Origin of the sequence: Mycobacterium genavense ATCC 51234, assembly GCF_000526915.1 — a bacterium.
In the GTDB taxonomy this organism is placed as follows: domain Bacteria; phylum Actinomycetota; class Actinomycetes; order Mycobacteriales; family Mycobacteriaceae; genus Mycobacterium; species Mycobacterium genavense.
Window position 1 is genome coordinate 178,142 of sequence record NZ_JAGZ01000008.1, and the last position, 20,536, is coordinate 198,677.

The following is a 20,536-nucleotide window of genomic DNA, read 5'->3' on the forward strand; positions in this document are numbered from 1 at the left end:
GGGCGTCACCGTACGCCAGCATTGGCATTCGTGACGTCAAGACCGCGTGCCCTGGTGACCGCCCCGCTGCGTGGTCCGGGGTTCGCCAAACTCCGGCAGCTCGCCGATGTGGTGTACGACCCTTGGATCAGTGAGCTCGAGGCGACCTCGCTGCGCATTTACGGCCCCGAGCAGCTGGCCGAACGGATCGGCACCGAAGCCGCCGACGTGGTTGTGGTGGAGAGTGCCTCGGTGCGCGGCCCGGTGTTCGACACCGGCTTGCGCGCGATCGCATCCACCCGCGGCGACCCCAACAACGTCGACATCGCCGGAGCCTCCGCCGCGGGCATCCCGGTGCTGAACACCCCGGGCCGCAACGCCGACGCGGTCGCCGAGCTGGCGGTGGCCCTGTTGCTGGCCGCCACCCGCCACCTGTTGACCACCGACGCGGATGTGCGCAGCGGCAACACGTTTCGTGACGGCAGCATTCCCTACCAGCGGTTCCGGGGCGCCGAGATCGCCGGGCGCACCGCGGGATTGGTAGGACTGGGCGCCGTCGGCCGGGCTCTGCGATGGCGGCTGACCGGGCTGGGCATGCGCGTCATCGCCTACGACCCGTACCACGACGAAGCTCAGCACAGCCTCGACGAGCTGCTGAGCGAGGCCGACGTCGTCTCGCTGCACGCACCGGTCACCGAGGACACCATGGGGATGATCGGCGCGGCCGAATTCGCCGCGATGCGCGACGGCGTGGTCTTCCTCAACACCGCCCGCGCGCAGCTGCACGACACCGACGCGCTCGTCGACGCGCTGCGCGCCGGCAAGGTCGCCGCGGCGGGACTGGACCATTTCGTGGGCGAATTCCTGGCGACGGACCATCCGTTGGTGGGCATGCCGAACGTCGTGCTGACCCCGCATATCGGCGGGGCGACCTGGGACACCGAGGCATGGCAGGCGCAGATGGTCGCCGACGATCTGGAAGCGTTGCTATCCGGCAACCGGCCCACCCATATCGTCAACCCGGAGGTGCTGGCGTCATGAAGTTCGTGGACAACCCGGAAGCCGCGGTCCTGGACGCGGCCAAAGACATGCTGCACCGCGGCCTCGTCGAGGGAACCGCCGGCAACATCTCGGCCCGCCGGTCGGACGGCAACATCGTGATCACCCCCTCGTCGGTCGACTACCGCGACATGGAACTCGACGACCTGGTGCTCGTCGACCCCGAAGGCGCGGTGCGGCATGCCAAGGACGGCCGGGCGCCGTCGTCGGAAGTGCAGCTGCACCTGGCGGCCTATCGGGCGTTCGACAATATCGGCAGCGTCATTCACAGTCATCCGGTGTGGGCCACCATGTTCGCGATCGCCCACCAACCGATTCCGGCCTGCATCGACGAATTCGCGGTCTACGTCGGCGGCGACGTTCGCTGCGCCGACTACGCCGCGTCCGGCACGCCCGACGTCGGGGCCAACGCCGTCAAGGCGCTGGAGGGTCGCGGCGCGGCGCTGATCGCCTACCACGGCCTGGTCGCGGTGGGCCCACGACCGGACAAGGTCCTGCACATCACCGCACTCGTCGAGCGCACTGCCTAAATCGTTTGGGGTGCAAGGGCTCTGGGAGGACTGGTGCCGATTCCCGAAGACGTGAACCGCAACTTCGCCGGGGTCTACGGCTACCTGCGGGCCAATCCCCTATGAGCCGAGTACAGCTGGGCCGCGCCTGCGTGACGCGCCTTGTGGAATTCCAGTTCGAGTTGGGGACAACGTCTTTCGCCCAAACGCCGCCGGACGGATGGCACAACCTGCTGGTGCCAGACTTCTTCAACCCCGACACCGAGAAGTGGCGGATCGCGGTGCAAAGCTGGGTCATCGAGGTCGACGGGTTGACCGTCGTGGTGGACACCGGCGTCGGCAACGACCGCCAGCGCCCGCACATGCCACCGTTGGATCACCTGAAAACCGCATTCCTCACCGCGTGGGACTCGGTCGGTATCGACCGCGACGCCGTGGACGTGGTGATCAACACCCACCTCCATTCCGACCACGTCGGGTGGAACACGATGCTCGACGACAACACCTGGGTGCCGACCTTTCCCAACGCCCGATACCTTGCTCCTGCAGCCGATTACCGCTACTTCGCCCCCGACGGGCCCCTCACGCGGCGATCGCCGCGCACCGAACAGGAGGCCATCGCGCAGCACGGCGACCAGTTGGTGTTCGCCGACAGCGTGTTGCCCATCGAGGAGGCGGGCCAGCTCGTCTGTTGGTCCGACGACTGCCAGATCAGCCCGTCACTGCGCCTGCGTCCCGCCGCCGGCCACACACCCGGCTCCTCGGTGCTGTGGCTGGATGCGGGCGCGCCCGCGGTGTTCGTCGGCGACATCACGCACAGCCCGCTGCAAGTACGCCGCCCCGCCGACCCCTGCGCCTTCGACGTCGACGCCACCGCGGCCGCGGCCACCCGCCGGCGCATCTTCACCGAGGCCGCGGGGGCGCACGCCACCATGATCCCGGCCCACTACCCCGGCTGCGGCGGCGCATCGATCCGCGCGGTCGGTGATCAATTCGAGGTCGACGAATGGCTCGACATCGAAAAGATTTGACGTGCCGGGTGGTTCGGTGGCCGGCGGGCAAGCGGGCGGGGCGATGGCCTAGGCGGCGTGGCGACGCCACTGGCGCGGCGGCATGCCGTGCGCCCGGGTGAACTGGCGGGTGAAATAGCCGGGGTCGAAAACCCCGACTCGCCGGGCGATCTCGGCGACCGGGAGATCCGTTTGCTCGAGCAGCGTGCGCGCCGCGGCCATCCGGCGTTCGATGATCCACTCCTGCACGGTGCGCCCGGTGCGCCGACGCACCACCGTAGTGAGATGTCCCGGTGTTACCCCAAGTTCAGCCGCGACGTCGCGCAGCGACAACGGCTCGCCCTGGCGGCGGTCGATCACCGCGAACACGTCGGCCAGCAGTGGCTCACCGCTGCGCTTGAGGTCGGCCACCACATCGCGGGCCAGCCGGGCCAGCTCGATCAAAAGTAGCGTCAGGTAGGCCAGCGCCGCCTGCCGATGCCCGTCCCGGCGGGCAGTGAGCTCGGTTTCGATCGCTCGAATCATGTTGTCCCACATGGGTCGCCGGTCCTCGGGTACTTGCAGCCGCAACACCCCACCGGCATGTCCGTGCAGGAACGGGAAGAGCAGCGGGTGGCCCCGCCAGGCGGGCGAGCGTGCGTCCTCGCCGAGCGCGGCGGGATCGAAGAACACCGCGACGCCGGCATCCAAGTCCGCCAGACGCCCGGGGTCGAGCACCTCTCCGGCGGCGGCCACATACACCAGGCCCGCCGCGGGGACGTACCACAGCGCCGGGAAGTCGTGAATGTGACGGCCCCGCTCGCCGAGCTCGCCCAGGTGACGATGCAGCGACACCTGAGACGTGTCCGGACCGGTCCGATCTCGATAGATCGGCACTCCGCCGCGGAGGCCGATCAACCGGGCTGGCTGCGTCATGATTGCAAAATATAGTCCAACTTATGGCGAAGATCGCCCAATTCCATAACGAGACACTGGTCCAGTATGGATTGCATGACCAAATATCCTCCACATGACTACCTTCCCGCCGCCGGACGCGACGCCTTCCTGCCCGGCTACGACCTGATGTCCCGCCTGTTCGGCCTGCGGCGAGTTCATCAGCGGCTGATCGATCAGGCCGAGCTCGCCAACGGCCAGCGTGTCTTGGAAACCGGCTGCGGCACCGGCAATCTCACGATCCGAGTCAAACGACCCTATCCCGGTGCCGAGGTGATCGGATCCGACCCCGACCCGCTGGCACTCCGGCGTTCCCAGCGAAAAGCCGAGCAATTGACGGGTATTCGATTCGAACAGGCTTACGCGCAACACCTGCCCTACGACGACGGCCAGTTCGATCGGGTGCTGTCGTCGATGATGCTGCACCACCTGCAGGGCGACGCGAAAACCGGTGCGGCAGCCGAGATCTGCCGCGTGCTACGCTCCGGCGGCCGGCTGCACCTGGTCGACATGGGCGGCGACATGACCGCCGCGGACGGGCTGGCGGCGCGCCTGGTCAGGCACAGTCCGCACGCGGCCGGCAATCTCGGCGACGCGATTCCCCGGCTGCTGCGTTCCGCCGGATTGGACTGCAACGAAGTCGCCACCGAGCGGCATTGGTTCGTGGGGCGACTCACCTACTACCGCGCCACCCGACCCGGCTAGGTGGTCTAGCGCTGGTCGATGGCAACCTTGATGGCGCCGCTTTCGCCCTGGTTGGCAATCGCCAAAAAGGCGTCGCGCCAACGGTCCAGCGCGAAGGTATGGGTCAGCATCGGGCGCAGATCCACCCGGCCGGCCGCGACGAGGTCGAGGTAGTGGGCGATCGCGTGCTTGCGCTGCCCGTCGACCTCCTCGAACCTGAACGCATTGGACCCGACGAGGGAGATTTCCTTGAAGTACAGCGGACTCCACTCCCAGCGCCCGGGCGCGTGGACTCCGGCCTTCACCAGCGTTCCCCGCGAGCGCAGCACCCGCACGCCGACCTCGAACGTCTCGGGCTTACCGACCGTGTCGTAGACGACGTCGACCGCCCCCGCAGCCGACCGCCGCCCCAGGCGACCAGCTCTTCGATCAGGGCCAGGCGTGGTTCGTGCGCAACGACTTTGGCGGCCCCGAACCTTTGGGCCACTTCGGCCTGGGCGTCGAAGCGCGCCACCACGGCCACCGCCACGTCGGGATACAGCGCCCGCAGGATCGTCACCGCGCACTACCCGAGCGAACCGGCGCCGTAGACCAAAACCTGGCCCGCGCGGGGCGGCGGATGGTGGGTGATCGCGTGCAGTGACACCGAAAACGGGTCGGCGAACACGGCCATCTCGTCGGGTATCGGCTCGGGAACGGCGAACAGGATGCTGTCGTGCGCGGGCATCAATTCGGCGTAGCCGCCGGTCACGTCGGCCGACACCCCGGTGTGGATGCCCGGCTTGATATCGCCGTCGGTGAAGCTCCAGCACAGGCTGTAGTCGCCGCTCTCGCAGGCGGGACGCACCGGCTCGATACCGCGCGGCCCGCAGGACAGCCACGGGTTGAGCACGACGCGCTGCCCCACCTCGAGCCCGCGGGCCTTGGGCCCGAGCGCCACCACGTCGGCGACCACTTCGTGGCCCATCACTGGGGGAAGGAACAGAAGCCGCCCATCGCATTGTCGGCGTCGTCCGCGCCGAAATCCAGCAGGATCTGTTTGGAGTCTGACCCGCAGATTCCCGTCAGTCTAGGTCGGGTGACCACCCAATCCTCTTGGGGCAGTTGAGGATCCGGTAGTTGCCGCAGGGCGGTCGGGGTGCGGGCCAGATTCGCCGTCAGCGTGTTGGCGTCACAGGGAACTTCGAACGGCTCCGGCGTTACCCCGTACACCAACGCCTTCATCGCGGCGTCACCCCGGCGATGTTGGCGTCGACGCGGTGCACCGACACCGCAGCTACGTCCCGGTCGGTCCGATATCGGTAGATCGGTATCCCGTCGGGGTGGCCGACCAGCCGAGCTGACGCCGTCATAACTGCAAAAGATAGTCCCACCACTGGCGATGATCACCCGGTTTCCACCTGTCGGGTTTCTCCCCGGGTTCATCGGCACGAGCTCGCCCGTCACCCGGCCGCGCCCGCCAGATCGGCGGCGAGGTCGGCACCGGACAGGCCACCGGCCCATTGCCCGAGCAGTTCGACATGGAGCTGAGGTTGAATGCCCGCCGTTCCGGCCAGTCCCGGCGCTCCGACCGCCGGTGCCGCTGCCCCCAGCGCGCCAGGCGAACTCGAGGCAACGGGAACGACCGGGGTGACCGAGGTGACCGTGAGCGTGACAGCGCTGTCTTGCATGGCGGTGATCGATGCGCCGGCCGCCCCGACGGTGGCAGTGGCGGTATTGCCAAGCGTTTCGACCGCGCCGATCTCTCCGGTCGAACCGGTGACGGTGGCGGTGCCGCTGGTGACAAATCCGCTGACGAACTCGTCTGCGGCGGAGGGGGTGAGCATGATGGGGCCGGTCGCGGCGGTGGCAGTGACGTTCGTGCCGACCGGGAGCAGGGTGCTGCCCTGGTAGGCCGGGGTATAGGTGACCAACGAGCCGCTCACGTTGACGAGCACGGAGGAATAACTGAAGACGTAGGTCCCGGTGGTGAGGTTCGGGGTGAACGGGCTGGCGCTGGCGATGACGGAGCCGCTGTGATGTGTACGCCACTGTTTTCCCGAGGGTGATCGTGCTGCCGGCGGGTGCGGTGACGGTTTCGTCGGGCGGGATCGGGGTAACGGTGGTGACGGTGTCGCCCGGCTGGGACGTCGCATTCGATGCCATCTGCACGACGGATTGAGTCCGTGCGCCGGTGGCGTTGGCGGTCGCCTGCATCACCGCGCGGGCCTGATCCGCTTGCCGGACGAGTTGGTGGTATCCGGCGCCTGGCTGAACGGCGTGAGCGTGCTCGCGGCCTCGGATGCGCCGGCGTAGCTGTACATCGCGGTGGCGTCCTGGGCCCACATCGCCAGGTACTGGGCTTCGGTACTTGCGATCGCCGGGGTGTTCTGCCCGAAGAAGTTCGTGGCGATCAACGCCGCGTGCAGTGTCCGGTTGGCCGCGATCACCGGCGGGGGCACCGTCATCGCGTACGCGGTCTCGTAAGCCGCGGCAGCCCCATAGGCCTGCTTGGCGGTCGCCCCCGCCTGCGCGGCACTGATCTGCAGCCACTCCACATACGGTGTGACCGCGGCCGACATCGCCACCGACGACGGACCCAACCAGGACTGCCCCGTCAACGCCGCCACCTGCGACCAATAACCATCCGCGGTGGCCTCGAGCTCGGCCGCCAACGCCTCCCACTCGGCCGCGGCCGCCAGCATCGGCCCCGCTCCCGGACCGGCATACATCAGCCCGGAGTTGACCTCCGGCGGTAACAACCCGTAGTCCATCGCGGTGTCCTCTCGCCTAGTCGAAGTGCCTATTTGACAGACGTGGAAATAACCTCGACATGCTGTCACACGCACCTGAACTCCGCGTGACCGCGTCCTGAATTTCATGTCCGATCGAAACTCGCTCTGGCGCAGGCCTTTCGGATACGAACGTGCGTAACCATCGGGGGCGCGCGAGCCTGCCGTGTGCGCGATTCGTCGAGGTTGCCCCGAATCGCGGGAAGCGAACGGCGGGAAAGCTTGTTATATTGGCTAGGTATTAACGAAGGTAAGCTAAAGACATCCGATACAGGGGGGACCAATGACTTCCACCAGATACGAGGGCGACACCTGGGACCTGGCGTCCAGCGTCGGCGTGACCGCCACGATGGTCGCGGCCGCGCGCGCGATCGCCACCCGGGCCGATCACCCGCAGATCAACGACCCATTCGCCGAACCGCTGGTCAAGGCCGTCGGCGTGGACCTACTCTCCCGGCTGGCCAGCGGTGACCTGGACCCCGCCGAGCTGAACGACGTGCACGACGGGGCGGCGGGATCGGCCGGGGCGATGTCGCGCATGGCCGACAACATGGCCGTGCGCACCAAGTTCTTCGACGAGTTCTTCACCGATGCGACGGCGGCGGGTATCAAGCAGGTTGTGATCCTGGCTTCCGGGCTCGATTCGCGCGCCTACCGGTTGGCCTGGCCGGCCGGCACGGTGGTCTACGAGGTGGACCAGCCGCAGGTCATCGAATTCAAGACCAATGCGCTGGCCGACCTCGGCGCCGCGCCGACCGCCAACCGCCGGGTGGTGGCCATCGATCTGCGCGACGACTGGCCCACCGCACTGCGGACCGCCGGCTTCGACCCGGCCCAGCCCGCCGCGTGGAGCGCCGAGGGTCTGCTCGGCTACCTGCCGCCCGAGGCCCAGGATCGGCTGCTGGACACCATCGCCGAGCTGAGCGCGCCGGGCAGTCGACTGGCCACCGAGAGCGCACCGAACCCCGATCCCGGGGAAGAGGACAAGATGCGCGAACGCATGCAGACCATCGCCGAACGCTGGCGCGCACACGGTTTCGACCTCGACATGGCGGGTCTGGTCTACCTCGGCGACCGCAACGAGGTGGTCGAATACCTTGCCGACCGCGGGTGGCGCCTGCAAAGCAGCAGCATCCGGGAGTTGTTCGCGGACAACGGCTTCGCCCCACTCGAGGATGACGACATGCGGATGGGCGAGATGCTCTACACCAGCGGCACCCTGGAAAAGAAAGCGAAATAGATGAGCACTCAGACAGGACGTACCGACGGCGACAGCTGGGACGTGGCCAGCAGCGTGGGAGCGACGGCCACCATGGTCGCCGCCTCCCGCGCGGTGGCCTCGCAGGGGCCCGACGCGCTACTGAACGATCCCTTCGCGGATCCGCTGGTGCGGGCCGTGGGCCTGGATGTCTTCGTCCGCGTGATCGACGGCGAGATCGACTTCGAGGACGACGCGCTGCTCAATCGCCAGGCACGGATCCATCAGATGACGGTGCGCACCCGGTTCTTCGACGACTTCTTCACCGGCGCAACAGAAGTCGGTGTGCGACAGGCGGTGATTCTGGCGTCCGGCCTGGACACCAGGGCCTACCGGCTGCCGTGGCCGGCCGGCACGGTGGTCTACGAGATCGATCAGCCCCGGGTCATCGAGTTCAAGACCGACACGCTGGCCGGTATCGGCGCCGTGCCGAGCGCCGAGCGCCGCACCGTCGCCATCGACCTGCGCGACGACTGGCCCAGCGCATTGCGCGCCGCAAGGTTCGACGTCACGCAGCCGACGACCTGGAGTGCCGAAGGACTGCTGCCCTATCTGCCCCCGGAGGCCCAGGACCGGCTGTTCGACAACATCACCGCCCTGAGCGCGCCGGGCAGCCGGATCGCCACCGAGTATGTGACCGACCCCAACGCGTTCACCGACGAGCGGTTGCGGCAGATCAGCGACCGCTGGCGCAGCTTCGGGTTCGACCTCGACGCTTCTGCCCTGTTCTACCAGGGCGAGCGCAGCGTCGTGGTGGACTATCTGAGCACGCACGGCTGGCAGGTGACGGCCCAACCCGCCAGGGAGCTGTATGCCCGCAACGGGTTTGAGTTCCCCAACGACCAGATGACGGCCGCCTTCGGCGACCTGAGTTATGTCGCCGCGACGCTGAAGTAGGCCTTGGCTCAGGTCGATTGCCCGACTCGCCCCCTCGCCGCCACGCGGCTGGGGGTGCCCCACCTCGCGCCTACCGGCGCGCGTCGTCGTCGGGCTAGAGTCCTCCCCATGGCCCGTGCACATGACGACAACTGGGATCTGGCGTCCAGCGTGGGCGCGACCGCAACCATGGTCGCGACCAAACGCGCCATGGCGACGAAGGATCCGCGCGCATTGATCAACGATCCGTTCGCCGAGCCGCTGGTACGCGCGGTCGGCGTGGATTTCTTCACCAAGATAATGGACGGCGAACTCGACCTGTCGTCGGTCGAGAACGCCTCGCCGATCCGTATGCGGGCGATGATCGACGGAATGGCGGTGCGCACCAAGTATTTCGACGACTACTTCGTCAATGCCACCACCGGGGGCGTACGCCAGGTGGTGATCCTCGCGTCCGGATTGGACTCGCGCGCCTACCGGTTACCGTGGCCCGCCGGGACAGTGGTGTACGAAATCGACCAGCCGCAGGTAATCGAGTTCAAGACAACCACTTTGGCCGATATCGGAGCCCACCCCACCGCCACCCGGCGCACCATTGCGATCGACCTGCGCCAGGATTGGCCGGCGGCGCTGCGGGCCGCGGGGTTCGACACCACCAGGCCGACCGCGTGGTTGGCCGAGGGGCTGCTGATCTACCTGCCGCCGGAGGCCCAGGACCTGCTGTTCGACAACATCACCGCCCTGTCCGTGCCGGGCAGCACGATCGCGACCGAATTCGTCCCGGGCATAATCGATTTCGACGCCGACCGGGTGCGGGAGATGTCGGGCTTGTTTCGGGAGCACGGCATCGACATCGACATGGCGTCATTGGTGTACGCCGGTCAGCGCAATCACGTCGTCGACTACTTGGGCGCCAAGGGCTGGAACGTCGAGGGCGTGACGAGAACGGAACTGTTCCAGCAGAACGGGCTGGAGGTCCTCGCGCCGGAGAACGACGACCCGCTGGGCGAGATCATCTTCATCAGCGGCCGGCTCGAGAGCTAGAAGCGCGACTCCCCCAGCCACAGCACACTGGCACCGTTGACCGCCTGCTCGAGGTTCTCGACCACCGCGGCAACGGTGCGCCCGAGCAGTGCGCCCAGCGCATCCGGCAACGACGCGGCGGCCGGCTGCGAGGACGCCCGGGGTCGCACCAGCTGAAGCAACGAGGATCCCGGGAAGCTGGCGACCCGGACGTCGGCGTCCTCGTCCAGGCCGGCCAGAATCTTGGCGCGGCGCATCGCGGTCCGAAGACCGCCCAACTCGTCGACCAGGCCGCGTTCCAGGGCGTCGGCTCCGGTCCACACTCGTCCTTGGGCAACGGCGTCGACGGCGTCGGTGGTCAGGTTGCGCCCGTCGGCGACGCGCTGCACGAAGTCGGCGTAGATCAAGTCCGCCTCGGCCTCCCGATCGGCACGCTGCTGGGCAGTGAAGGGCACATCCATCGACCACGCATCGGCATTGGCGTTGGTACGCACCGCATCCGAGACAACTCCGAAGCGCTCCTTGAGATCGCGGAACACCAGCTTCCCGGTGATCACACCGATCGAGCCGGTGATGGTCGCCGGGTTGGCCACGATCACGTCGGCGGCCATGGCGACGTAGTAGCCGCCGGACGCGGCCACCGAACCCATCGACGCCACCACCGGTTTGCCGCGTTCACGGGCGCGGGTTACCTCGCGCCAGATGGTCTCCGATGCCGTGACCGAACCGCCGGGGCTGTCGATCCGCAGCACGATCGCCGACACCGAATCGTCGCCGGCCGCCTCCCGCAGTGCCGCCGCGATCGTGTCACCGCCGACGCTCGAGTTGCCGAACGGCAGCATCTGGGGTCCGCCGCGCCCGTTGACGATCGGGCCCTGCAGCGTGATCACCGCGAAGGTGGGCTTGGGTCGCCGTCCGGGGATCGGGGGCGCCGGCGGCACCAATCGCGACCGGCCCGCCGCGCAGTAGCGGCTCAGGTTGAGCCGGGGCGCCAACTTCTCCGGGTCGGCGTCGACCCCGTCGTCGTCAGCCGAAATGCCTTCCACACCAACCAATTCCGCCATCCTGGCGTGGGCCTGATCGCGGAAGCCGATGCGGTCGACCAGGCCGGAGGCCACCGCGTCGTCGCGCAACAGCGGAGCCCGGTCGGCCAGCGCGTCGAGCGCGGTGACGTCGATCTTGCGCGACTCCGCGATCGCCTGCCACACCTGGTCCTGCAGGCTTTCCAGCATCCGGGTGACCGCTTCACGATGGGCTTCGGTGAAGCCCTCTTCGGTGAAAACGTTTGCCGCCGACTTGTATTCGCCCCGGGCGACGAACTCGGCGTCGATCCCCGCCTTGTCCAGCGCGGTGCGTAAGAAGGTCGCGTTGCTCGCGAAGCCGATCAGCCCGACGCTGCCCGACGGCTGCATCCAGACCTCGCTGAACGCCGAAGCCAGGTAATAGGACAGCGTGCCCGGGTAGGTCTCGGCCCAGGCCAGCGATGGTTTGACGGCGCTGAACGCCGCGATCACCTCGCGCAGCTCTTGGACCGCCGCCGGCGGTGAGGCCGCGAGCTGGACGCGGGCGATCAGCCCGGCCACCCGGTCATCCGTGGCGGCGCGGTGGATCGCGGCGACCGCCTGGCGCAGCGTTATCGGTCGCTCCGCCCCGGTGACGAACGCCATCGGGTCAAAGCCCGCCGTCTCGGGCGGCATCGAACGCAGATTGAATTCGAGCACACAGCCGTTGGGTACGCCGTGGTGGCGAACCGTGTCGACGCGGCCGGCCAGGGCACGTACGTCGTCGACACCGGGCAGAGCAGGCAGAAAGGCGAACATAACTGCAGCGTACCGATCGATGCCCGTAGGGTGAGCCCGTGAGGTTCTCCATCGCGATCCCGCAGTTCGACTACGACGTCTTCGACGCGGACGGGCTGCGCTCATACGTATTGCGCGCCGAAGAACTCGGGTTCGAAGGGATCTGGACGCTCGAGCAGACCATTGGCCGGGCGCCGTTGCTGGCGCCGCTGGAGCTGCTGTCGTATTGCGCGGCGTTCACCACGCGGCTGCGGCTGGGGGTCGCCGTGCTGGTGACGTCGCAGCACGAGCCGTTGCAGTTGGCCTCGGCGGTGACAACGGTCGACCGAATCAGCCACGGGCGACTCGATATCGGTGTCGCACCCGGTCGCGGCGGGGTGACGCTCAGTGCGTTCGGCGTCGACAAAGACACCTTCATTTCGTGGTTCACCGAGGGCCTGAACCTGATGAAGGCGGCCTGGTCCGATTTGCCGACCGTGGACTTCCACGGTCGGCTCCGCGACGTCGAAAACCTGCCGTTCGCGCCCAAGCCGGTGCAGCGCCCGCACCCGCCGATCTGGTTCGGCGGCATGGCCCCCAAGGCCCTGGCCCGGGCGGTGCGCCATGGCGACGCGTACATGGGTCCAGGCGCCTCGGGCACCGAGGCGTTCGCCAACGCCGTCCCGATCGTGCGCCGCGAACTCGACGAGCAGCGGAAGGACCCGGCGCACTTCCCGATCAGCAAGCGCGTGTACCTGATGGTCGACGACGACGCGGGGCGCGCACGGGAGCGGGTGCTCGACGGTTTGAACCGCATCTACAACGGCCTGATACCGGGCATCGAGCAGGTTCCGGTATCGGGCACGCCGGCCGACGTCGTTCGCGGCCTGCAAGAGGTGATCGACGCCGGTGCGCAGACGCTGCTGCTCAATCCGGTCGGCGCCGACGTTCCGCAGAATCGCGAGCAGATGGAACGCCTTGCCGCGGAAGTGATTCCGCAGCTAGGGTAGTCAGCCGCCTAGTTTCTGGCGCAGCCAGTCGCCGATTTCGGCGATCGCGTCGTCGACCTCGGGCACCCGGCCCGCGCCGATGATGAAGGAGTGCTGGGCGCCCTCGACCTCGCGGGCCAAGACATCATTGCCGGCCGCTTCGAGGTGACGGGCGAAGTCGGCGTCCTCGCCGGCCAGTACCTCGTCGCCACCCCAGAACACCGCGGTCGGCGGCAACCCGGCCAGCTCGGCGTTGAGCGGACTCACTTGCGGGTCGTCGAAGCCCACGCCGGTGTCGTCCAGCCAGCACGACCTGAAGAACTCCGCGAGCGGGCGGGACAGCAGCCGGTCTCGTTCCGCGTTGCTGTCGTAGGTCTCGTTCGTCATCGTCAGATCCACCCACGGCGAGATCGACACGATCGCACCCGGCAGCGCGGCTCCCTCGTCGCGCAGCGCCAGCGCGAGACCGACCGCGAAGTTGCCGCCGATCGAATGACCAACGCTGGCAATGTTTTCCGGGCGGTACCCCTGCGCCAGCAACCAGTTATACGCGCTGCGGACATCTTCGACCTGCGCGGGGAATTTGTGCTCCGGGGAGCGCCGGTAGTTGAGCACCAGCGATCGCGCGCCCGCCGCCTTCGCGATGTGGGCCGCGGCCTTGCGGTCGGAGTACATCGATGTGACGACGGTGCCGCCCATGTGGCTGTGCAGCAGCACCCGGTCCGGGTCGCTGTCGACGGGAATGCACCACAGCGCCTCGACCCCGCCGGCGTCGACTTCGGCGTAGGTCACACCCTCGGGTTCCTTGGTGGCGACATGCATCGTCTCGATGACGTCGCGCACCGTGCTCAGGTCGAAATCGGGGTTGCCGGACCGCGCGCTCAGGGCGCTGAAGAAGTCGGCGAATTCTTTCGCCTGCGTGCTGACCATCGGAGAGCCTTTACACTCGGTTATTGAATAACGATCGTTATCGTAACGGACGTTATCCTATGATGGGGTGAGCGTCAAGCGAAGGGAGGGGCCGGTGAGATACCCGCCAGATCAGAAGGCGCGGGCGCGCGACGCACTCGTGCGCGCCGGCACCCGTTCGCTCAAGACGAGCGGATTCAACGGCGTCGGCGTGGACGGGCTGGCCGCCGCCGCGGGCGTCACGTCGGGTGCGTTCTATTCGAACTTCCCGAACAAGACGGCGATTCTGCAGGCCGTCATCGACGCTGGGCTCGGCGAACCGTTCGTCACGGACACCGCCGCGATGACCCGTGCCGAGGCGCGAGCGCACCTGAGCGCGTTTCTCGCCGAATACATGAACACCGACCACAGCCACGACGTGACAGGCGGGTGCGTGATGCCCGCGTTGAGCGCGGACGTCTCGCGCGCCGAACCGCCCGTCAAAGAGGCCTATGAGCGCAAGATGACGGCACTGATCGACCGGATCACCGAGCTACTCGACGGAGCGGAGTCCGACCGCCGGCAGCGGGCGTTGAGCATTGTCGCGTTGATGGTCGGGTCGGTCCTGATCTCGCGCGGTATGCCCGAGCAGAGCGAAACCCGAAGCGCGGCATTAAATTCCGCGCTCGCTACGGCATCGGCGTTGATGGACGCGGGAGCGTCGCCGAAGTCTAGGAGACCTCGGTGACCGAGCCGCCCGCGCCGGTGATCTTCTCGCGGGCGCTGCCGCTGAACTTGTGCGCGGACACGTCGACCTTGACGGTCAGGTCGCCGTCACCGAGGACCTTCACCAGCGAGTTCTTGCGAACCGCGCCCTTGGCGACCAGCTCGGCGACACCGATGGCACCGCCCTCGGGGAACAGCCGGCTGATGTCACCGACGTTGACGATCTCGTACTCGGTGCGGAACCGGTTGCGGAACCCCTTGAGCTTGGGCAGCCGCATGTGGATCGGCATCTGACCACCCTCGAAGGTCACCGGCACGTTCTTGCGCGCTTTGGTGCCCTTGGTACCGCGACCGGCGGTCTTACCCTTGGAGCCCTCACCGCGACCGACGCGGGTGCGCGGCGTCTTCGACCCGGGGGCCGGCTTCAGGTCGTGCAGTTTGATCGTCATTTGGTCTCCTCCACCTCGACCAGGTGGCTCACCTTCGCGATCAGTCCGCGGGTCGCTGCGTTGTCCTCACGGACCACCGACTGGCGAATCTTGCGCAGCCCCAGGGTGCGCAGGGACTCGCGCTGCTTCCAGCGCGCCCCGATGGTGCCGCGCACCTGGGTGATCTTCAGCTGACTCATTGCGGTGCCGTTCCTTCGCGCGCGGCACTGGCGGCCAGCGCTTCGCTTTCCCGTCGCGCCTTCAGCATTCCGGCCGGGGCGACATCTTCGATCGGCAGACCGCGGCGAGCGGCCACCTCCTCCGGGCGCTGCAGCAACTTGAGCGCGGCCACCGTGGCGTGCACCACGTTGATCGCGTTGTCGCTGCCCAACGACTTGGCCAGGATGTCGTGCACCCCAGCGCATTCCAGCACCGCGCGCGCCGCACCACCGGCGATCACACCGGTACCGGGGCTGGCCGGGCGAAGCAGCACCACACCCGCGGCCGCCTCACCCTGCACCGGGTGCGTGATGGTTCCGCCGATCAGCGGGACCCGGAAGAAGCCCTTGCGCGCCTCTTCCACGCCCTTGGCGATCGCGGCCGGAACTTCCTTGGCCTTACCGTAGCCGACGCCGACCATGCCCGCGCCGTCGCCCACGATGACCAAAGCGGTGAAGCTGAAGCGCCGACCGCCCTTGACCACCTTGGAAACTCGGTTGATCGCGACGACCCGTTCCAGGTAGTTGCTCTTGTCGCCGTCGCGGTCACGGTCGCGGCCACGGCCACCGCCGCCGTCGCGCCGACCCCGGCCGTCCCGGGAGTCGCGGGAATCGCGGCCGTCACGGCTGTCCGGGGCGCCTTGCCCCCCAGCGGACTGCTCCGCCATTATGCGGTCCTTCCAGTTGTCATCAGAATTTCAATCCGTTCTCGCGGGCGGCGTCGGCCAGCGCCGCGATCCGTCCGCCGTAGCTGTAGCCGCCACGGTCGAACACCACGCTGTCGATGCCGGCAGCCTTGGCGCGCTCGGCGATCAGCTGGCCGACCCGCACGCTGCGGGATTTCTTGTCCCCATCCAGTCCACGAACGTCGGCCTCGATCGACGAGGCGGCGGCCACCGTGGTGCCGTTCTCGTCGTTGACCAGCTGCACGTGGATATGCCGTGCCGACCGGTTCACCACCAGCCGCGGGCGCTCCGGAGTGCCCGAGATCTTCTTGCGCAGCCGGGCGTGCCGGCGCAGCCGAGAGACCCGGCGAGTTGCAGAAACGCTCTGCCCCACCGGCTTCCGCTCGGCAGTAGCTTGTTTTTGCGCCATGACTACTTACCTGTCTTTCCGACCTTGCGGCGGACCTGCTCGCCCTCGTAGCGCACGCCCTTGCCTTTGTACGGGTCGGGGCGGCGCAGGCGGCGGATGTTCGCCGAAATCTGGCCGACTTTCTGCTTGTCGATCCCGCTGACGCTGAACTTCGTCGGCGTCTCCACCGCGAACGTGATGCCTTCGGGCGCCTCGATCAGCACGGGGTGACTGTATCCGAGCGCGAACTCGAGGTTGCGGCCCTTGAGCTGCACCCGGTAGCCGACGCCGAAGATCTCCATCTTGGTGGTGTAGCCCTGCGTGACACCGGTGACCAGGTTGGACACCAGCGTGCGCGACAACCCGTGCAGCGAACGGCTTTCCCGCTCGTCGTCCGGCCGGTTGACCACGATCGCACCGTCTTCGCTGCGTACCACGGTGATCGGCTCGGCGATCGTCAGGTCGAGGGTCCCCTTGGGGCCTTTCACCGAGACCTTTTGTCCGTCAATCGTTACGTCGACTCCGGCGGGAACCGGAATCGGCTTCTTACCAATGCGCGACATGGTTACCCCTCACCACACGTACGCGAGGACTTCGCCGCCCACGCCCTGTCTGGCTGCCTGACGGTCGGTGAGCAGACCTGACGACGTCGAGATGATCGCCACGCCAAGCCCGCCGAGCACGCGCGGCAAGTTGGTGGATTTCGCGTACACCCGCAGACCGGGCTTGGAGACCCGGCGCAGGCCGGTGATGCTGCGTTCCCTACTGGGTCCGTACTTGAGCTGAACGACCAACGCCTTGCCGACCCGAGCGTCTTCGGTCCGGAAGTCGCTGATGTATCCCTCACTCTTGAGGATCTGGGCGATGTTGGCCTTGATCTTGGAGTGCGGCAACGTCACCTCGTCGTGATACGCCGAATTGGCGTTGCGCAGACGTGTCAAGAAGTCTGCGATCGGGTCCGTCATAGTCATCGAGCGCCACTCCTCTTCGTCGCAGCGGCCCCCTCGCCGCTGCGCTGCCGGGGGTGCCCCCACTGCATCGTCGTTGTCGCGGTCATGAAAGCGTCTGTAACCTTCCTCGCGATGGTTCCCGTTAGGGCCTGTCGCGCACCTGTTCTGGGTTGGTCTGTAGTCCTGAGCCTGTTACCAGCTGCTCTTCTGCACGCCGGGCAGCTCGCCCGCGTGCGCCATTTCGCGCAGGCAGATCCTGCACAGCCCGAACTTGCGGTAAACCGCACGCGGACGTCCGCACTTGCTGCAGCGGGTGTAGGAACGCACCGCGAACCGCGGCTTCTTCGCTGCCTTGTTAACCAGTGCCTTCTTAGCCATCTACTCAGTTCTCCTTGAACGGAAAGCCGAGGGCCCGCAACAGCGCTCGTCCTTCGTCGTCGTTCGTCGCCGAAGTGACGACGTTGATGTCCATGCCGCGAACCCGGTCGATCTTGTCGACGTCGATCTCGTGGAACACCGATTGCTCGGCCAGCCCGAAGGTGTAGTTGCCGACGCCGTCGAACTGCTTGGGCGACAGCCCGCGGAAGTCACGAATACGCGGCAGCGTAATGGAAGTGAGCCGGTCGAGGAACTCCCACATCCGGTCGCCCCGCAGGGTGACCCGCGCCCCGATCGGCATGCCCTCGCGCAACTTGAACTGCGCGATGGACTTGCGGGCCTTGCGGATTTCGGGCCGCTGGCCGGTGATCAGGGCCAGGTCGCTGACCGCACCGTTGATCAACTTGGCGTCCCGGGCGGCGTCGCCGACGCCCATGTTGACGACCACCTTGGTCACGGTCGGAATCTGCATGACGTTGGCGTAGCCGAATTCCTTGTGCAGCGCATCGCGAATCTCGTTGCGGTAGCGCTCTTTCAGGCGCGGCTGCACTTTCTCTGCGGTGGTCATGTCAGATGTCCTTGCCGTTGGTCTTGGCGATACGGACGCGCTTGCCGGTCTCCTCGTCGACCCGGTAACCGACGCGGGTCGGCTTACCGTCGGAGTCGACCACCATCACGTTGGAGACGTGAATCGGCGCTTCCTGGGTGACGATCCCGCCCGAGCGGGTGCCGCGCTGGTTGGTCGAAATCGCGGTGTGCTTCTTGATCGCGTTGACACCCTCGACCAGTACGCGGTCGCGGTCCGGGTAGACCTTGAGCACTTTGCCCTTGGCGCCCTTGTCCTTGCCCGCGATCACCAGGACGGTGTCGTCCTTCTTGACCTTCATCTACAAAACCTCCGGGGCCAGCGAGATGATCTTCATGAATCGCTTCTCGCGCAGTTCGCGTCCGACCGGCCCGAAGATGCGGGTCCCGCGCGGATCGTTGTCGGGCTTGATGATGACCGCAGCGTTCTCGTCGAACTTGATGTAGCTGCCGTCGGGACGCCGGCGCTCCTTGACGGTACGCACCACGACGGCCTTGACGACGTCACCGCGCTTGACGTTGCCACCCGGGATGGCGTCCTTGACGGTGGCGACGATGACGTCACCGATGCCGGCGTAGCGTCGCGACGAGCCACCGAGCACCCGGATGCACAAGATCTCCTTGGCGCCGGTGTTGTCGGCGACCTTCAGCCGCGATTCCTGCTGAATCACTCGATCTCCTGACTGAGTTCACGTGTGCACGGCAAGCGAACACCTCGGCAAGCCTTCAGAAAGCAAGGCCCACCACAAACCTGACGTGCGCGGTCTTTGTTGCCGAAGGGCACGCGGGGCCTGTGACGCTTGCACGCACCGGCCGAGGTCTGCCCAAGGCAACCCCTAGAGTCTAGGTGAAGACCTGCTCAGCGCCAAATTTCCGACGACGGCGCATTGGCCAGCGCGCGGTCCGCTGTTCACCCGGCAAGCGGTGACGCGCCGATGCTGACGATTCTGCCGCTAGAACGGCGGTGGTTCTTCGTCGGCGGGCGGGGCGGGGCCGACGCGGGCCGGGCACTCGGGGCGCTGGGCGAGGCGGCTTTCGCGGTTGTGGCGGCGCTCCGAGGCGATGCGCGGCCCGGTTTTGGGCGCGGGTCTTGGTGCGCAGCGGCATCATCGCGGTGCGCTCCCCGCACCGCTCGGTGGAGGCCGCGGCTTTCGGTGCAACGCCGGTCGGCGCACACAGGCTCGGGAACAGCAGCGCGCTGCCCAGCATGGTCACGTAGGTCTGCCCGTCGGGAAGCCGCCAGATCACCGTGCCGTCCGGCAACTGCTCGTCGTGCCAGCCCCAGAAGGTTTTCATCAAATGATGAAGCCGGCAAAGGCATTTGGTGTTCGCCGCGCAGGTAGTACCCCCGTCGGCGTAGGCAATCGTGTGATCGATATCGCAGTGGACAGCCGGCTGGTCACACCCCGGGGCCCGACACGTCAGATCGCGACACCGCATGAACTCGGCCAGCTTGCGCGAGGGCGTATAGCCCGGCTCGGGTGCTGGCGCCGGGATGCTCAGCGGCGCCAACCGCGCCGACTTGGCCAACTCGGCGACCAAACCGGCCGGGAGCAGTCCGTCGAGGCCGGGCAACACCCCGGGCGTCGTGCCGGTGCCCGCCACGGTGGCCTGCTCGGCGACCACATGGATCACCACGCTGCTCTTCGGTGCCGGCTCGCCCGCTGCCGGGCACCCGGTGCGTCCGCACCCGCACACCCGCCGCGCGGCCCCGGCGGCCAGCGCCCCCAACGCGTCGGCGCGTCGCTGCCGGGCCGTGCGCGGATCCCGGTCGCACACCGTCGCGGCCAACTCGCTCAGCCGGCGATCCACCGCCTGCCCGTCCGGACCCAGCAGTTTGGCGTCCACCCACGCCATCCCCGACACGTCGCCGACCACGTCGACATACCGATCCGCGATCGCCTGCTCGGCCCGGCGCACCGCATCGGCATCGGCCATCGCCACGACGCGGTCCACCGCGGCCGCCAGGCCCCCGCGGGTGAGTGCCCGACGCCGCGACACCAGCAGCGCCAGCCGGGCATCTACCTTGGCCATCACCTGTGCATCGGTGATCAAATCGGTTCGAAACACGATCGTCTGAAACGCCCGATAGTCGATGTCGCCGGCCCGGAAAACCTTGCCCACCTCCGGCAGCCGCTCACGCAGCGCCATCGCGTAGCGCAGATAGCTGTGCCCCATCGCCACGCTGCAGTTCAACGCCGCCCCCACCTGCGCGGCCACCGCCTGCCACGTATCAGCGGCCCAGTCGGCCTGCTCGCCGGAATCACGGCAGCGCACCACCAACAACTCCCCGACAGCCACCAACCGCTCCGCGGCGGCGCGGGCCTCCGCCCGACCGGCCTCGCGCACCCGATCCAACAGCGCCGCCGACTCCGGCGTAGCACGAGACGACCACGTGGATTCGAACATGTATTCGAGTA

Annotated in this window: 24 protein-coding genes and 4 pseudogenes; 10 read left to right on the forward strand and 18 right to left on the reverse strand. The window is 67.5% G+C overall.

From position 1 onward, the window contains the following. Positions 1 to 30: 30 nt before the first annotated feature. From T428_RS0118050 to T428_RS0118060, 3 genes and pseudogenes are all read left to right on the forward strand, one after another. A complete protein-coding gene (locus T428_RS0118050; protein WP_025737572.1) occupies positions 31 to 1,020 on the forward strand; it encodes an NAD(P)-dependent oxidoreductase in 990 nt (329 codons plus the stop codon). Beyond that, positions 1,017 to 1,673, forward strand: a pseudogene (locus T428_RS29255) (L-fuculose-phosphate aldolase). The gene T428_RS0118050 and the pseudogene T428_RS29255 overlap by 4 nt, the downstream one beginning before the upstream one ends. Then, on the forward strand, positions 1,670 to 2,578 hold the full coding sequence (locus tag T428_RS0118060) for an MBL fold metallo-hydrolase (protein ID WP_025737573.1): 909 nt from the start codon (positions 1,670 to 1,672) through the stop codon (positions 2,576 to 2,578). Before T428_RS29255 ends, T428_RS0118060 begins: the two are co-directional and overlap by 4 nt. Before the next feature lie 48 nt (positions 2,579 to 2,626). Here the strand turns inward: T428_RS0118060 and T428_RS0118065 are convergent, their stop codons facing one another. Then, positions 2,627 to 3,472: a helix-turn-helix transcriptional regulator gene (locus T428_RS0118065; protein WP_025737574.1), complete on the reverse strand. Its 846-nt coding sequence runs from the start codon at positions 3,470 to 3,472 to the stop codon at positions 2,627 to 2,629. A gap of 66 nt (positions 3,473 to 3,538) precedes the next feature. Here T428_RS0118065 and T428_RS0118070 point away from each other — a divergent pair, with 66 nt between their 5' ends. Next, entirely contained in the window at positions 3,539 to 4,195 is a 657-nt protein-coding gene (locus tag T428_RS0118070) for a class I SAM-dependent methyltransferase (protein WP_036468346.1), read from the forward strand. Positions 4,196 to 4,200: 5 nt separating this feature from the next. Here the strand turns inward: T428_RS0118070 and T428_RS29260 are convergent. The 3 genes and pseudogenes from T428_RS29260 to T428_RS31330 form a co-directional block, all read right to left on the reverse strand. Further along, a pseudogene (locus tag T428_RS29260) lies at positions 4,201 to 5,398 on the reverse strand (zinc-dependent alcohol dehydrogenase). Next, positions 5,395 to 5,526, reverse strand: a complete 132-nt coding sequence (locus tag T428_RS35530; protein ID WP_281173957.1) for a hypothetical protein — start codon at positions 5,524 to 5,526, stop codon at positions 5,395 to 5,397. Before T428_RS35530 ends, T428_RS29260 begins: the two are co-directional and overlap by 4 nt. Before the next feature lie 90 nt (positions 5,527 to 5,616). Continuing rightward, on the reverse strand, positions 5,617 to 6,111 hold the full coding sequence (locus tag T428_RS31330; protein ID WP_025737577.1) for a hypothetical protein: 495 nt from the start codon (positions 6,109 to 6,111) through the stop codon (positions 5,617 to 5,619). Positions 6,112 to 6,194: 83 nt separating this feature from the next. Between T428_RS31330 and T428_RS32895 the strand changes: the two genes are divergently transcribed. Then, positions 6,195 to 6,335: a hypothetical protein gene (locus T428_RS32895; protein ID WP_156942987.1), complete on the forward strand. Its 141-nt coding sequence runs from the start codon at positions 6,195 to 6,197 to the stop codon at positions 6,333 to 6,335. Here T428_RS32895 and T428_RS0118100 read toward each other — a convergent pair. Beyond that, positions 6,296 to 6,927, reverse strand: a pseudogene (locus tag T428_RS0118100) (PPE family protein); the annotation flags it as partial. The gene T428_RS32895 and the pseudogene T428_RS0118100 sit on opposite strands and share 40 nt — an antisense overlap. A 301-nt stretch (positions 6,928 to 7,228) precedes the next feature. Between T428_RS0118100 and T428_RS0118105 the strand changes: the two are divergent. The 3 genes from T428_RS0118105 to T428_RS0118115 all read left to right on the forward strand — a co-directional run bounded on the left by T428_RS0118105 (position 7,229) and on the right by T428_RS0118115 (position 10,123). Next, positions 7,229 to 8,185 (forward strand): class I SAM-dependent methyltransferase, encoded by a 957-nt coding sequence (locus tag T428_RS0118105; RefSeq protein ID WP_025737579.1) that lies wholly within the window; start codon positions 7,229 to 7,231, stop codon positions 8,183 to 8,185. After that, the gene (locus tag T428_RS0118110; protein ID WP_025737580.1) at positions 8,186 to 9,100 is read left to right on the forward strand and encodes a class I SAM-dependent methyltransferase; all 915 of its coding nucleotides are present in this window, start codon (positions 8,186 to 8,188) and stop codon (positions 9,098 to 9,100) included. Positions 9,101 to 9,208: 108 nt separating this feature from the next. Next, positions 9,209 to 10,123, forward strand: a complete 915-nt coding sequence (locus T428_RS0118115; RefSeq protein WP_025737581.1) for a class I SAM-dependent methyltransferase — start codon at positions 9,209 to 9,211, stop codon at positions 10,121 to 10,123. On the opposite strand, the gene sppA is transcribed toward T428_RS0118115, so the two are convergent. Beyond that, a complete protein-coding gene (sppA, locus tag T428_RS0118120; RefSeq protein ID WP_025737582.1) occupies positions 10,120 to 11,922 on the reverse strand; it encodes a signal peptide peptidase SppA in 1,803 nt (600 codons plus the stop codon). The two genes, T428_RS0118115 and sppA, sit on opposite strands and share 4 nt — an antisense overlap. A 38-nt stretch (positions 11,923 to 11,960) precedes the next feature. Here sppA and T428_RS0118125 point away from each other — a divergent pair, with 38 nt between their 5' ends. After that, positions 11,961 to 12,890, forward strand: coding sequence for an LLM class flavin-dependent oxidoreductase (locus T428_RS0118125; RefSeq protein ID WP_025737583.1), 930 nt, complete (start codon positions 11,961 to 11,963; stop codon positions 12,888 to 12,890). Here T428_RS0118125 and T428_RS0118130 read toward each other — a convergent pair whose 3' ends face one another. Then, positions 12,891 to 13,799, reverse strand: coding sequence for an alpha/beta hydrolase (locus T428_RS0118130; protein ID WP_025737584.1), 909 nt, complete (start codon positions 13,797 to 13,799; stop codon positions 12,891 to 12,893). A gap of 94 nt (positions 13,800 to 13,893) precedes the next feature. On the opposite strand from T428_RS0118130, the gene T428_RS31335 reads away from it, so the two are divergent. Further along, positions 13,894 to 14,505, forward strand: coding sequence for a TetR/AcrR family transcriptional regulator (locus tag T428_RS31335; protein ID WP_169733669.1), 612 nt, complete (start codon positions 13,894 to 13,896; stop codon positions 14,503 to 14,505). Here the strand turns inward: T428_RS31335 and rplO are convergent. The 11 genes and pseudogenes from rplO to T428_RS29270 all read right to left on the reverse strand — a co-directional run bounded on the left by rplO (position 14,489) and on the right by T428_RS29270 (position 20,525). Further along, positions 14,489 to 14,932: a 50S ribosomal protein L15 gene (rplO, locus tag T428_RS0118140; protein WP_025737586.1), complete on the reverse strand. Its 444-nt coding sequence runs from the start codon at positions 14,930 to 14,932 to the stop codon at positions 14,489 to 14,491. The two genes, T428_RS31335 and rplO, sit on opposite strands and share 17 nt — an antisense overlap. Next, the gene (gene rpmD, locus T428_RS0118145) at positions 14,929 to 15,111 is read right to left on the reverse strand and encodes a 50S ribosomal protein L30 (RefSeq protein ID WP_025737587.1); all 183 of its coding nucleotides are present in this window, start codon (positions 15,109 to 15,111) and stop codon (positions 14,929 to 14,931) included. Before rpmD ends, rplO begins: the two co-directional genes overlap by 4 nt. Next, positions 15,108 to 15,797 (reverse strand): 30S ribosomal protein S5, encoded by a 690-nt coding sequence (gene rpsE, locus T428_RS0118150; protein ID WP_025737588.1) that lies wholly within the window; start codon positions 15,795 to 15,797, stop codon positions 15,108 to 15,110. Before rpsE ends, rpmD begins: the two co-directional genes overlap by 4 nt. A 22-nt stretch (positions 15,798 to 15,819) precedes the next feature. Beyond that, positions 15,820 to 16,188: a 50S ribosomal protein L18 gene (gene rplR / locus T428_RS0118155; protein WP_025737589.1), complete on the reverse strand. Its 369-nt coding sequence runs from the start codon at positions 16,186 to 16,188 to the stop codon at positions 15,820 to 15,822. A 38-nt stretch (positions 16,189 to 16,226) separates the two neighbouring features. Continuing rightward, positions 16,227 to 16,766, reverse strand: a complete 540-nt coding sequence (gene rplF / locus T428_RS0118160; RefSeq protein WP_025737590.1) for a 50S ribosomal protein L6 — start codon at positions 16,764 to 16,766, stop codon at positions 16,227 to 16,229. Positions 16,767 to 16,775: 9 nt separating this feature from the next. Next, positions 16,776 to 17,174: a 30S ribosomal protein S8 gene (gene rpsH / locus T428_RS0118165; RefSeq protein ID WP_025737591.1), complete on the reverse strand. Its 399-nt coding sequence runs from the start codon at positions 17,172 to 17,174 to the stop codon at positions 16,776 to 16,778. A gap of 171 nt (positions 17,175 to 17,345) precedes the next feature. Next, positions 17,346 to 17,531 (reverse strand): type Z 30S ribosomal protein S14, encoded by a 186-nt coding sequence (locus tag T428_RS0118170; protein WP_025737592.1) that lies wholly within the window; start codon positions 17,529 to 17,531, stop codon positions 17,346 to 17,348. A 4-nt stretch (positions 17,532 to 17,535) separates the two neighbouring features. Further along, on the reverse strand, positions 17,536 to 18,099 hold the full coding sequence (gene rplE, locus T428_RS0118175) for a 50S ribosomal protein L5 (protein WP_025737593.1): 564 nt from the start codon (positions 18,097 to 18,099) through the stop codon (positions 17,536 to 17,538). 1 nt (position 18,100) lies between these two features. Continuing rightward, positions 18,101 to 18,418, reverse strand: coding sequence for a 50S ribosomal protein L24 (gene rplX / locus T428_RS0118180; protein ID WP_025737594.1), 318 nt, complete (start codon positions 18,416 to 18,418; stop codon positions 18,101 to 18,103). Beyond that, a complete protein-coding gene (gene rplN, locus T428_RS0118185; RefSeq protein WP_003403649.1) occupies positions 18,419 to 18,787 on the reverse strand; it encodes a 50S ribosomal protein L14 in 369 nt (122 codons plus the stop codon). Between the two features lie 282 nt (positions 18,788 to 19,069). Next, positions 19,070 to 20,525 (reverse strand): annotated as a pseudogene (locus tag T428_RS29270) (HNH endonuclease signature motif containing protein). Between the last annotated feature and the right edge of the window lie 11 nt (positions 20,526 to 20,536).

What these genes read in the sequence shown, in the direction of transcription:
- T428_RS0118060 (WP_025737573.1), top strand. Translation starts at nt 1,670, where the DNA reads ATGAGCCGAGTACAGCTGGGCCGCGCCTGCGTGACGCGCCTTGTGGAA.
- T428_RS0118065 (WP_025737574.1), bottom strand. Translation starts at nt 3,472, where the DNA reads ATGACGCAGCCAGCCCGGTTGATCGGCCTCCGCGGCGGAGTGCCGATC.
- T428_RS0118070 (WP_036468346.1), top strand. Translation starts at nt 3,539, where the DNA reads ATGGATTGCATGACCAAATATCCTCCACATGACTACCTTCCCGCCGCC.
- T428_RS35530 (WP_281173957.1), bottom strand. Translation starts at nt 5,526, where the DNA reads ATGACGGCGTCAGCTCGGCTGGTCGGCCACCCCGACGGGATACCGATC.
- T428_RS0118105 (WP_025737579.1), top strand. Translation starts at nt 7,229, where the DNA reads ATGACTTCCACCAGATACGAGGGCGACACCTGGGACCTGGCGTCCAGC.
- T428_RS0118110 (WP_025737580.1), top strand. Translation starts at nt 8,186, where the DNA reads ATGAGCACTCAGACAGGACGTACCGACGGCGACAGCTGGGACGTGGCC.
- T428_RS0118115 (WP_025737581.1), top strand. Translation starts at nt 9,209, where the DNA reads ATGGCCCGTGCACATGACGACAACTGGGATCTGGCGTCCAGCGTGGGC.
- sppA (WP_025737582.1), bottom strand. Translation starts at nt 11,922, where the DNA reads ATGTTCGCCTTTCTGCCTGCTCTGCCCGGTGTCGACGACGTACGTGCC.
- T428_RS0118130 (WP_025737584.1), bottom strand. Translation starts at nt 13,799, where the DNA reads ATGGTCAGCACGCAGGCGAAAGAATTCGCCGACTTCTTCAGCGCCCTG.
- rplO (WP_025737586.1), bottom strand. Translation starts at nt 14,932, where the DNA reads ATGACGATCAAACTGCACGACCTGAAGCCGGCCCCCGGGTCGAAGACG.
- rpmD (WP_025737587.1), bottom strand. Translation starts at nt 15,111, where the DNA reads ATGAGTCAGCTGAAGATCACCCAGGTGCGCGGCACCATCGGGGCGCGC.
- rpsE (WP_025737588.1), bottom strand. Translation starts at nt 15,797, where the DNA reads ATGGCGGAGCAGTCCGCTGGGGGGCAAGGCGCCCCGGACAGCCGTGAC.
- rplF (WP_025737590.1), bottom strand. Translation starts at nt 16,766, where the DNA reads ATGTCGCGCATTGGTAAGAAGCCGATTCCGGTTCCCGCCGGAGTCGAC.
- rpsH (WP_025737591.1), bottom strand. Translation starts at nt 17,174, where the DNA reads ATGACTATGACGGACCCGATCGCAGACTTCTTGACACGTCTGCGCAAC.
- T428_RS0118170 (WP_025737592.1), bottom strand. Translation starts at nt 17,531, where the DNA reads ATGGCTAAGAAGGCACTGGTTAACAAGGCAGCGAAGAAGCCGCGGTTC.
- rplE (WP_025737593.1), bottom strand. Translation starts at nt 18,099, where the DNA reads ATGACCACCGCAGAGAAAGTGCAGCCGCGCCTGAAAGAGCGCTACCGC.
- rplX (WP_025737594.1), bottom strand. Translation starts at nt 18,418, where the DNA reads ATGAAGGTCAAGAAGGACGACACCGTCCTGGTGATCGCGGGCAAGGAC.